The organism is Actinomadura sp. 6N118 (assembly GCF_044326415.1).
Taxonomy (GTDB): Bacteria; Actinomycetota; Actinomycetes; order Streptosporangiales; family Streptosporangiaceae; genus Spirillospora.
The window spans coordinates 15,952-27,156 of record NZ_JBIRAZ010000051.1; the positions used below are offsets into that span (position 1 = coordinate 15,952).

At 67.8% G+C, this 11,205-nt stretch carries 8 protein-coding genes and 1 pseudogene; 8 read left to right on the top strand and 1 reads right to left on the bottom strand.

Annotated features, from left to right (window positions below):
• The first annotated feature begins 303 nt into the window (after positions 1–303).
• The 4 genes from ACH34W_RS54725 to ACH34W_RS54740 all read left to right on the top strand — a co-directional run bounded on the left by ACH34W_RS54725 (position 304) and on the right by ACH34W_RS54740 (position 5,276).
• Positions 304–1,821 carry an MFS transporter gene (locus ACH34W_RS54725; protein ID WP_395969233.1) on the top strand — a complete coding sequence of 506 codons (1,518 nt, stop codon included), beginning with the start codon at positions 304–306 and terminating at the stop codon, positions 1,819–1,821.
• A gap of 234 nt (positions 1,822–2,055) precedes the next feature.
• Complete coding sequence (locus tag ACH34W_RS54730) at positions 2,056–2,835, top strand: MBL fold metallo-hydrolase (protein ID WP_395969234.1); 780 nt, start codon at positions 2,056–2,058, stop codon at positions 2,833–2,835.
• 357 nt (positions 2,836–3,192) lie between these two features.
• Positions 3,193–4,104 carry a 2-dehydropantoate 2-reductase gene (locus ACH34W_RS54735; protein ID WP_395969235.1) on the top strand — a complete coding sequence of 304 codons (912 nt, stop codon included), beginning with the start codon at positions 3,193–3,195 and terminating at the stop codon, positions 4,102–4,104.
• Positions 4,101–5,276: a pyridoxal phosphate-dependent aminotransferase gene (locus ACH34W_RS54740; protein ID WP_395969236.1), complete on the top strand. Its 1,176-nt coding sequence runs from the start codon at positions 4,101–4,103 to the stop codon at positions 5,274–5,276. The genes ACH34W_RS54735 and ACH34W_RS54740 overlap by 4 nt, the downstream gene beginning before the upstream one ends.
• 14 nt (positions 5,277–5,290) lie before the next feature.
• On the opposite strand, the gene ACH34W_RS54745 is transcribed toward ACH34W_RS54740, so the two are convergent.
• Positions 5,291–5,743, bottom strand: coding sequence for an Lrp/AsnC family transcriptional regulator (locus ACH34W_RS54745; RefSeq protein WP_395969237.1), 453 nt, complete (start codon positions 5,741–5,743; stop codon positions 5,291–5,293).
• A gap of 309 nt (positions 5,744–6,052) precedes the next feature.
• On the opposite strand from ACH34W_RS54745, the gene ACH34W_RS54750 reads away from it, so the two are divergent.
• The 4 genes and pseudogenes from ACH34W_RS54750 to ACH34W_RS54765 all read left to right on the top strand — a co-directional run bounded on the left by ACH34W_RS54750 (position 6,053) and on the right by ACH34W_RS54765 (position 10,766).
• Positions 6,053–7,339: a tyrosine-type recombinase/integrase gene (locus ACH34W_RS54750; protein WP_395969238.1), complete on the top strand. Its 1,287-nt coding sequence runs from the start codon at positions 6,053–6,055 to the stop codon at positions 7,337–7,339.
• Positions 7,340–7,979: 640 nt separating this feature from the next.
• A complete protein-coding gene (locus ACH34W_RS54755; protein WP_395969239.1) occupies positions 7,980–8,999 on the top strand; it encodes a HEAT repeat domain-containing protein in 1,020 nt (339 codons plus the stop codon).
• A gap of 153 nt (positions 9,000–9,152) precedes the next feature.
• Positions 9,153–9,323: pseudogene (locus ACH34W_RS54760) on the top strand (helix-turn-helix domain-containing protein); the annotation flags it as partial.
• A gap of 153 nt (positions 9,324–9,476) precedes the next feature.
• The gene (locus ACH34W_RS54765) at positions 9,477–10,766 is read left to right on the top strand and encodes a hypothetical protein (protein WP_395969240.1); all 1,290 of its coding nucleotides are present in this window, start codon (positions 9,477–9,479) and stop codon (positions 10,764–10,766) included.
• The last annotated feature ends 439 nt before the right edge of the window (positions 10,767–11,205 follow it).

Sequence of the window (11,205 nt, forward strand, 5' to 3'; positions counted from 1 at the left end):
TGAGCGGGGGGACTCGGCAGTAACCGATTGGCCCGGGACCGCCTTGAGCGGAGGCGGTCCCGACGCACCGAATCCGTGGGGACGGGATCGGCGCGAGGTCCCAGGTCCGGCGGTGGACCTTCCCCCAGTCCGCCGCCGGATCCGAGGACGCCACCGCGCTCTCTGAGGGTCCTGTCCGACATGCGGCCTACCCGACAGACCGCAGCCCATCGGACCGCCAGCCGCCGAGCCTCACCTTTCGTAGTCCTGTCCGCTTTTCCGCGTCCCGAAATTCCGTTGCCAGTTTCTCGAAGGGGCACCCCTATGTCCGAAACAGCCCGCAAGGCACCCAGCGTTCCCGACCCCAACCGCTGGCGAGCCCTCGCATTCATCTCGATCGCCCAGCTGATGGTCATCCTCGACGCGACCATCGTGAACATCGCCCTGCCCTCCGCTCAACAGGACCTGGGCATCTCGGACGGCAACCGCCAGTGGGTCATCACCGCCTACGCCCTCGCCTTCGGCGGTCTCCTCCTGTTCGGCGGCCGGATCGCCGACCTCTGGGGCCGCAAGCGCGCCTTCGTCATCGGTCTGGTGGGCTTCGGCGCGGCCTCCGCACTGGGCGGCGCCGCCACCAACGAGGCGATGATGTACAGCTCCCGTGCCCTGCAGGGCGTCTTCGGCGCCCTCCTCGCCCCCGCCGCTCTCTCCCTGCTCTCCGTGACGTTCACCGACGCCAAGGAGCGCGCCAGGGCGTTCGGCGTCTACAGCGCGATCTCCGGTGCCGGCGGCGCCGTCGGCCTGATCCTCGGCGGCGTCCTGACCGAATACCTGGACTGGCGCTGGACGTTCTTCGTGAACATCCCATTCGCCGCGATCGCCGCAGCCGGTGCGTACTTCGTCATCAGCGAGCCGGAAGGCGGGCGCAACCGCTCGCCGCTCGACATCCCCGGAGTGATCCTGTCCGCCCTCGGCCTGGTCGCGCTGGTCTACGGCTTCACCCGCGCCGAGTCCGACGGCTGGAGAGACTCCACGACCCTCGGCCTGTTCGTCGCCTCCGCGGTCCTGCTGCTCGCCTTCGTCATCACCGAGGCCAAGGTCAAGGCCCCGCTGCTGCCCCTGCGCGTGGTCACCGAACGCAACCGCGGCGGCGCCTTCCTCTCGTTCGGCCTCGCGAACATCGCGATCTACGGCCTGTTCCTCTTCCTCACCTACTACCTGCAGATCGTCAAGGGCTACTCGCCGATCAAGACCGGCTTCGCCTTCCTGCCGTTGGTTGTCGGCACGATGATCGGCGCGACCCAGATCGGCACCCGCCTGACGCCCCGCGTGCCGGCGCGGCTGCTGATGGGTCCCGGCTTCCTGGTCGCCGCGGCCGGCATGTTCCTGCTGACCCAACTGGAGGTCGGCTCCTCGTACGCCGGTCTCCTCCTGCCGACCCAACTGATCGTCGGCATCGGCCTGGGTACCGCGTTCATGCCCGCCATGTCCGTGGCCACGCACGGGGTGGAGTCGCGCGACGCCGGTGCCGCCTCCGCCATGGTCAACACCTCGCAGCAGCTGGGCGGCGCAATCGGCACGGCCTTGCTGAACACCATCGCCGCCTCCGCCATGGCCTCGTACATCACAGACCACATCGCCACGGCCGCGACGAAGCCCCAGCAGCAACTGGTCCAGCTCCAGGGCATGGTGCACGGCTACGCCAACGCCGCCTGGGTCGCCGTCGGCATCGTGGCCGGCGCCGCCGTGATAGCGCTGGCTCTCATCAACGTCGGCCGCCCGAAGGCCGATTCGAGCACCGGCGAGGGACTCGAAGCCCAGGGACCGGTGATCGCACACTGACAATGCCCCCTCCCGAGCGGGCCCATGGTCCGCTCCGGCTCCTCCGCATCCGGAGCCGGGGCGGGCCTTCTTCGGTCCCCACGGCCGACAGCAGAGGGCGGCTGCTCCACGACGATCAGCCCGGATCCCGCGGCAAACAACCTGGACACCGCGCGTCGGCTGTAGCAACTGTCCGAGGACCTGACCGGCGTCCCCGACATGACCGCCACCTCGGCGTGAGCAGGAGCCGTCACCGTGGATGAGCGCGGCGGCCGCGAGGCCACGCAGCGCAGTCTTGATCATGTGTTGCTGATGGCGGTGCTGGGCGTTGACGTGGCCGAGTACCTCGACCAGCCCGTCGCCCCCTACACCGTCGACGAGCCGCTGGCCGACGGGCAGGTCCTCCGGCTCGGGGACGCCGACTGGCAGATCGTTCGCACCCCCGGGCACACCCCCGGCCACCTGTCGCTGTGGCAGCCGGAAGAGCGGCTGCTGGTGGTCGGAGACGCGCTGTCGGACTACGACGTCGGCTGGGTGAACCTCGCGCTGGATGGGCCCGAGGCGGGCGCCACCGCACTGGCCTCCCTGCACCGGCTGGCCGACCTGGGCCCGCGTGTGCTGCTGCCCGCGCACGGGCCGATCCCCGCCGACCCCGGTGCGGCGTTCGCCACCGCACTGCGCCGCGCCCAGCGCCTGGTCGACGACCCGGCCGGGGCGGTGTGGTACGGCGGGCGGCGAATCTTCGCGTTCGCCCTGATGATCCGCGACGGGATTCCTGCCGACCAGGTCGAGTCCTACCTGCACGCGCGGGCGTGGCTGACCGACGCAGCACGGCTCTTGAACACAACGCCCGAGGCACTGGCCGCCGAACTGGTCGAAACGATGCTCCGCAGCGGCGCCATCGTCCTGCGCGACAAGGGACTGCACGCCGCCGCCGAGTACACGCCGGTCGCGGCGGCATCGCTGCGGGTGCCCTTCCCCCGCACGTGGCCGGCAGCGGCACCGACGAGAGCGGAAACTGCCGAGCCCCAGTGACGCCCATCCGGAGCATCAATCCCTGGCGTTCAAAGCCGGCCGCCGCCGTCCTGGCTCAGCAATATTCTTCCCATCTACCGGCTCCACAAGGCTGAACTTTGCGCGACTGGGCCATTCTGGTCGAAATAATGGCAACATCTGTCGGGATTCAGCGCATAGGCTTTGCTGTCAGCGGGGGAGCGGTTGGAGAGTTGTCGATGAGTCCGAGCCTGACGCCGACGTTCTGGGACGAACGTTCCTGTTGATCGTCGTGCCCGGTCGGGCTGGGCGTTCACGCTCCCCGCGGGTCCCGGTGCGGGCGTTGATCCGTCTGCTCCTCACCCGATGCACCCACGGACCGACGACCAGGAAGACGACATGAACCCACTCGCGAGTGAGCGACCCGTAGCGATCATCGGTGCGGGCGCGATCGGCCTGTCCTTGGCCTCCGCGCTGGCCCGAGCGGGCCGGTCGATCACCGTCTGCGGCGGGCGTGAGCCCATCGACCACATCGAGATCACCGAGGATGGCAGCACGGAAACCTGGCCCGTCCGTCACGTGACCGACCCAGCCGACATCGCGTGGTACACCACCGCGATCGTCGCCGTGAAGGGTCACCACACGGCAGCGGTCGCGGACTGGCTGCGCGCGGTCGCGCACCCTGGCGCGACGGTGCTCGTCGCGCAGAACGGCGTCGAGCAATGCGAACGCGTCATGCCCTACGTCGGAGCAGCGCACATCATGCCGAGCGTCATCTACCTCAACGTCGAACGCACCGCTCCAGGACACGCGATCCTCCGACGAGTCGGCGCGCTCGACATCGCCGTGCCTGACGACGCGGCCAGTGCCTCCCTTGCCACCGAGCTGAGTGCCGGCGGGATGCGCACCTCCACTGAGGCCGACCTGAAGACCGTCGCATGGGCGAAGCTGCTCAGCAACATCACCGCCAACCCCTTGACCGCCCTGACCGGTCGACGTGCCGACGTCATGCGCGATCCCGGCATCGAGCGCATCGCCCGCCGCATCATGACCGAAGCCATCGAAGTCGGCCGGGCTGCCGGCGCAGCGCTGACCGACGAGCATGCCGAACGCGCCCTGCACTGGCTCCAACACGTCCCCGAGGGCAGCACCACCTCAATGCGGGAAGACCGCCTCGCCGGTCGGTCCCTCGAATACGACGCCCTCACCGGAGCAGTCGTGCGAGCCGCTGAACGCCATGCCATCGACGCTCCGGTCAACCGGTCCGTCCTTGCGCTCCTGGCTGCGATCAAGCCAGAGGTCGCAGCGTGAGGACTTCGCAACGTGCACAGGCTGTCGCCCCGTTCTATGCGATGGAGTTCGGCAAGCATGCCGCAGCGCTGGAGGCACAGGGCCACCACGTCATCAAGCTCAGCATCGGTGAACCCGACTTCGGCGCGCCTCCGGCCGTCCTGAACGCGATGCGCGACGCCATGGACGGAAGGCCGATGCCCTACACGGCGGCCGTCGGACTGCCCGAGCTGAGGCAGGCGATCGCGCGGTTCTACCTGGACCAGCACGGCGTCGAGGTCGCCCCTTCCCGGGTCATCGTGACCGCAGGAGCGTCGGCCGCCCTGGTGCTGGCCACCGCGGCACTCGTCGACACCGGCGATGAGGTGATCATCGGAGACCCGTCGTATCCCTGCAACCGACAGATCGTCGAAAGCTTCGGCGCACACGTCACGCTAATCCCCACCACCGCCGAGACACGCTTCCAGTTGGACGCGGCATCGGTGCGATCGAACTGGACGGACAGGACACGCGGGATCATGATCGCCACCCCGTCGAACCCGACCGGCACCTCGATTCCGGCCGACGAGCTGGCAGCGATCTGCGCACTGGCGCGCGAGCGCGACGCCTGGCGCATCGTCGATGAGATCTACCTCAACCTGAGCGACCATGACGACCAAGGCCGGCCACCGCGGAGCGTGCTGTCGTTCGACCCCGACGCCATCGTCATCAACAGCTTCTCAAAGTACTTCGGCATGACCGGCTGGAGACTCGGATGGTGCATCGCCCCGGAGCCCCTCGTGCCGACGATGGAGCGCCTGGCCCAGAACTACTTCCTCTGCGCATCCGCGCCCGCCCAGAACGCCGCACTGGCCTGTTTCACCCCCGAGTCCCTTGCGGTCTGCGAGGCACGCCGCGTCGAGTTCGCCGAGCGTCGCGCGCTCGTCCTGGAGGGCCTGGCACGGATCGGACTACCGGCCCCCGTCCCGCCCGACGGCGCGTTCTACGTGTACTTCGACGTCAGCCACACCGGACTCACCTCCTGGCAATTCTGCGAGCGAGCACTGCAAGAGGCACAGGTCGCCCTCACCCCGGGTAAGGACTTCGGCCTCCACACTGCGAAGACACACGTCCGGCTCTCGTACGCGGCGTCACCCGATGACCTCCGCGAAGGGATCACCCGGCTCGGGAGATTCGTGGCCACTCTTCGATGAAGTGCACGCGCGGTTCACAAGGGCAGGGGCCGGTTCTCGACGATGCTCTTCATGACGAGAGTGGAGGTGAGGCGCCGGACGCCGGGCAGGGTGGAGAGGCGGTCGTCCCAGAGCTTTTGGAAGCCGGGCAGGTCACGGGCAATGACGCGCAGGTGGTAGTCGGGTTCTCCGAAGAGGCGCTGGGCCTGCAGGACGTGAGGGATGTCGGCGACGGCCTGTTCAAAGGCGGCGATGGTGTCGCGGTCTGCGCCGCGCATGGTGACGAAAACGAGGGCTTCGAAGGTGAAGCCGAGGGCGTCGGCGTCCAAGTGCGCGTGGTAGCCGCTGATCGCGCCGGAGCGTTCCAGGGCGCGCAGGCGACGGTGGCAGGGCGAGACGCTGAGGCGGACCCGCTCGGCGAGTTCGGTGACAGTGAGGCGTCCGTCCTGCTGAAGCTCGGCAAGGATTGCGCGGTCTACGTCGTTCATGAGGACGATTCTTCCCCCATGAGACGTAATCTCGGGAAAGATTGGAAGCATAGTCCGGGCATACACACGTCATCTCCCATATCGCATGGCGGGTTGCGCCTGGCGCGGACTGGCCGCTCGCGGTGCAGATCGCGGTGCTGGAGCCGGTGCACACGGCCGGCTGCGCGTGCGTCTACACGGGGGCGGGCACATCGGCGCAGCCGGTGCTGCGTATGCGGCGTGCGGCGGCGCGAGTGGTGCCCTGCGTCCCGGGGGCCGGGCGTCTAAGCTGGCGCCACATCACGCCCTGCGGCGGGAAGGGTCGATTGGATGACGGTGGACGAGGGGGCCGCACCGATCATGTCGCCCACACAACCCGACGGTCCGGCCGCCCTCGAGGCGGACCGGTCAGAGCCGCCGCCGCTGCACGGAGTGGTGCTGAGCTCAGACCCCGCCACCGCTCCCGGCAGCGGCAATGGTACGACCGGTCCGGGGCAGCCGCGAGGCAAGACTTGGCAGGGGCCCGGTGTTGTGCCCGTGACACCGCCGGACGGGACGCTGGCGTGGCCCACCATGCCGCTGGCCGCCGACGCGCTGGCCAAGCTGGACGCTGACCTGGGCCAAGTGCAGGTCGCACGACTGGGTGGCCGCCGCATCTACCGGCGCCGGATCGAACTGCTGGCCGAGGCATGCACGGCCGAAACCTTCGGGCTGGTGCTGGACTGGCTCAGCAGCACCCGCCGCGCCTCGGTGGCCACCAAACGCAACTACGTCGACGACCTGCGCCGCGTCTGGGCGCCGCTGGCCCGCGAACTCGGCCATGACGCCTTCGCCGTCGGCTGCCTGTCCCGCGAGCACCTGCGGATGTGGCGGCTCCGCCAAGAAGGCGCCGGGGTGGCCCAGCGCAGCATCGCCCGCTACGTCGCGTGCCTGTCCTCCCTGCACGTCCACGCGGCCGGACGACTGGACACACCGCTGATCAACCCGGTCACCGAGGACGACCGGCCGCGCATCCCCACCGGCAACACCGCCACCTCCACCCCGGTGCTGGAGATCGGCCAGGTACGCGCGGTGGCCGCCGGCGCGCGCAGCGACCTGGACCTGCTGGTGGTGATGCTGCTGTACACCCTGGCCGGCCGGGTCACCGAGATCTGCGCCGCCGATGTCACCGACCTGGCCATCGAAGGCGACCGCACCCTCCTGCGCCTGACCCGCAAGGGCGGCAAGCGGCGCACCCTGCCGCTGCCCGACCGGTGCGCCCGGCTGCTGCGCCGCATGATCGGCGACCGCACGTCCGGGCCGCTGCTGCTGGACGCGGCGGGCCGCCGCCTGGACCGGCACGACCTCGACCGGATCAGCACCCGGCTGGGCCGCGCCGCCGCCGTCCTGCCCGACCGCGACCTCACCCCGCATGTCTGGCGCGCCTCCCGCATCACCCACATGCTCGACGCCGGTATCCCGCTCGCCGAGGTCCAGGAGTTCGCCGACCACGCCAACCCGGCCACCACCATCGGCTACTGGGAACGCCGCAACCGAGCCCAGCGCGCCACCGCCCATGTCGACCAGGCCATCACCGTCTTCGACGACCTCAACACCGCCCCACGCCCACACCGGTAACAAGCCGCAAGAGCCCTCCAGGGTGATCGGGGGAGAAGGCACAGGATCACCACATCATGCCGACCCCGAGACTCGCTCCAGGCGCGGATGGATCCCCGAGAGCAGGCCGCGAAGCCGGTTGTTGATCATTCTGGCTTGGTCGGCCACAGGCAGGCGTCAAAGCCGACGGACAAGTCACGTTCTGACGATCAGCGGGTGAAGCGGTGTGGCGGACTCACATCACGTCATGGCATATCTAATTCCGCGCAGGGTGGACGCCCCCGTTCGCTGTTGTCATGCCTTCTCGTGACGGATGTCCTGTTGGGCTCCCCGTAGCGAACGCCGAAAATCCAACGAACCCGTCTCCGAGCTGCGGCGATGCCACCAGTTAGTGGTGCCGACGGGCGGGGCCGTGGTCGGCGAGGGCTTCTGCACTGACGTTGGTGTAGATGGCCAGCTGCGGATGTTGTCGATTTCCGTAGTGCCCTGCACAGCCGACCTGGGCTAATGAACCGGATTGCAGAGGACTTCGGATCGCTGTGCTGTCCGTACTCTTGTGCACGGTGGACCGATCTTGTTCGTACTCGTGTGGCGCGACAGCGTCCCTGGCCTTCTCCGGGGTGGGCCCGTAAGGAGATCGTCTACTGGCAGGATCGGGCAAATGGGAGATGCGTCAGACCTTGTCTATGGGCTCGAACTCATCGCGGAGGATGGCCCGGAGCGGTATGCGGAATCGGATCTCGACGTGCGTGCGGTGGTGGCGCGGATCCCGCAAGAGGTCAAGGACGAGCTGAGGTACGACCAGATCCCCTGGGACCGTTTCCCGCACGCCTACGGCCCTGCCGTGGATGTGCCCGAGTACCTGAAGCTCCTCCGATCTCTCGATGCCCGGACCGCTGAACGAGCCGTGAGTTCGTTGGAGAATCGCGTCTGCCACCAAGGCGGAACCTTCGCGCCGGCCGCGCTGGCTGTGCCGTTCCTGCTGCGCCTGGCCAGCTCGTCTGCAACCCACCACCGTGGGGAGATCCTTCGCCTGGTCGGTGAGGTGGCGCGGCGAGAGCACTACGGTGACGGGTCGCGGGCGGGCCTGCTTCAGGTCGCGTACCCAGACGACCAGCCACGCTACGACGTGGGCGGGTACCTGGAGAACTGGTCGGTGCAGGCCGCGCGCATCGCCATCACCTGCGATACGCCCCTGCTGCTGGCACTCCTTGACGACCTCGACGCCGACGTCCGCTCCTCGGCCTGTTACGCGCTGGCCACAGCCCTGCACGACGTCGAGGCAATCGATGCCGCGTTGCGGCGTCGGCTGAGCTTCGAGGAAGTCCCCGCCGTGCGTATGAGCCTCACCCTCGCCATCGCCCAGTTGGCCCGCGAACACCGGGACGAGTCCACCATCACCCGCCTTCGCACCTGGTGGAGCGACCCAGACCGGCCCACAGACATCCGTGTCAGCGCCGCGCTCGCCTGGCTCTGCCTGGTCGACGTTCCCGTACCCGACGACCTGCGGCCCCTTCTCACGACCACGGTCAACGACGAACTGGCCGAACTACTCGCGGCCGTTCCCTGGATGAAAGGAGTCGACTGGGGCGGAGCGGGCCTACGACGCTGCATCTACCTGATGCTCAACCCCGAGGTGGACTGGCGAGCAGCCGATCAGGATCCCTGGGCCGGAACCTAGCCCCGCCCGCCGATGACAACCAGAAGATGTGTCCGTTAGGGGAATGCTCACCGGACACTCGCGATCATTCAGCGAGCGAGATCGCGACCTGCGTCGATGCCGTCTTCTTTAGGTGTCCGCGAATGTGTCCGGTGAAGGGGGGAACAGGCCGAACTCGTCTGGATGCACGGCACCGGGGAGTACACCATCGCCGAACTGATGGAAGTGTTCTCCGTCGGCCGCGCCACCGTCTACAGGGTCTTGGACCGCGCAGCCGGAGCAACGCCCAGCCACGCCGACAGCACATCCGGAGACCGGTTAGATGCCAGAGCCCACGTTCAGTGAACGTGACCTAGCCTTCCTGCACGCACTGCGCCGAGGTCAGATCTTCATTGAAGGAGGAGGTGCACTGTGTGCGGTGTCTGCGGAGATTCTGATCCTCGGCTGATCGGCCTGGCGTACAACCGTGCCGCTCCACACCAGACCCTGCTGAGACTCTTGGAAAGGGGTCCGCACGATGTCTGGGGTGCATTGTGCTCGCGTACGACTCTGCCGCAAGAGCTGGTCGACGCGATCGTCGACCACCCCGATCCGGATCTACGGCTGGCCTTGACCTGGAACCTGTCGCTGGGGCCTCAGATCCGGTCCCGGCTGGCCGCCGACCCCGACCGCAGGGTCAGAGCGAACCTGGTCGAGCAGTGCAACTACCGGTGGCAAGTGTCAACTACTGAGCCGCGGATGCCGTTGACCGTTGAGGCCTACGAGCTACTGGCAGCCGACCCCGAACCGAGGGTCCGGGAAGAGGTCGCCTTGCAGTGGTACACGCCGGCGCATGTCCGGGATCTGCTGGCCGCCGATCCGGTACCGGCCGTCCGTATGTGTCTCCTCGACGTCTGGTCATGGCTGAGCGACAAGACCAAGGCAGCCCTGCTGTCGGACGCCGCCCCAGAGGTACGCCAAGCCGCCGAGGAACTGCAAAGCCCTGCGCGGGTCATCGAGTCCGCATCCGGGCATTCCCGTTGGGAGTTGAGGCGGGCGAACCTGGCGCATCCTCTGGCCGAACGGCTGGCCCACGACAGCGATGCCGACATCCGGGCGACGGCGGCCGCCAACCCGAGCCTTCCCAGCGTTCTCGTTGCGGAACTGGCCAACGATCCGGACCCGGAAGTGCGGCTTGCCGTATCCCGAAGGCCTGACCTCACCGAGCAGCAGCGTGCGGCCATCGACTACGCAGACGACCCCGGCAGACACTTTCATCCGCTCACCTGGGTACGCGATGCGTGCGACGACGACACGATCATGCGACAGTGCGCGACCTCAGCTCATCCTGCACTGCGGCGCAGCGCCGCCTATTGCCCGCATCTGCCAGCCGACCTTGTACAGGCTCTCGCCATGGATGACGACTTCCTCGTCCGGCTCTTTCTGGCTGAGAACCATCCGGATCCACCCGGTGCACTGCTGCTCAGAACGGTTTTGGAGTTCGACGGTTACACACGGGCCAAGATGCTGCGCCATCCGAACTTCCCGTCTACGGGGCTGTGTCGCTTCGCCATTTCATCCGACCCCCGCGAGCGCGCATTGGTGACCATGGACCCACACGCCCCAGCCGAAACGATCGACAAGCTCAGCCACGACCCCGACCTGGAGGTACGGCGTACAGCGGCCGCCGATGCCCGGCTGCCCACACCGCGGCTACTGGAACTGCTCGCCGACAACGAGACCGCTCAAGCCGCCGCGAGCAATCCGACACTGCCAGCCGAGGCCATGGACGAAATCCTCAGGCGATGACAGGGCGCGCTGCCGAGCACGGCACACAAACCAAGCTGGCAAGCTCCCTCAAAGGGCTTCTTCCCGCAGACACTCCTCACATGCGGGAATAGCACCGGAATGATCGCCTGATTGATCCTTTGCAGAGGACTTCAGAAAATCCGTGCAGGCGACTTCGGAAATCGACACCAGCAGATCGAGGCCGACGTACCCCAACCACGTCCCGAGAGCGATGAGAGCCAACAAGCAGACCGCTGACCTGCAAAGATCCCCGCGCGAGAGACATCGGAACGAAGAGTCACGCTAAGGAGCTCAACTCGGCGCGCTTAGCGTGACTTTTCGAGGCTGCTATATCCGTCAAGCCGCCAGCGGGAGGTTGTCGGTGACTGTTCGGCTTTCCTCAGCGGGCCTTCGCTCCAGCAGTTTGAAGACCTGGCGGGCGACGGTCCGTTTGAGGCAG

Bases quoted from the DNA above. Each gene is read 5' to 3' on its own strand.
- ACH34W_RS54725 (WP_395969233.1), top strand. From the start codon at position 304: ATGTCCGAAACAGCCCGCAAGGCACCCAGCGTTCCCGACCCCAACCGC.
- ACH34W_RS54735 (WP_395969235.1), top strand. From the start codon at position 3,193: ATGAACCCACTCGCGAGTGAGCGACCCGTAGCGATCATCGGTGCGGGC.
- ACH34W_RS54745 (WP_395969237.1), bottom strand. From the start codon at position 5,743: ATGAACGACGTAGACCGCGCAATCCTTGCCGAGCTTCAGCAGGACGGA.
- ACH34W_RS54750 (WP_395969238.1), top strand. From the start codon at position 6,053: ATGACGGTGGACGAGGGGGCCGCACCGATCATGTCGCCCACACAACCC.
- ACH34W_RS54755 (WP_395969239.1), top strand. From the start codon at position 7,980: ATGGGAGATGCGTCAGACCTTGTCTATGGGCTCGAACTCATCGCGGAG.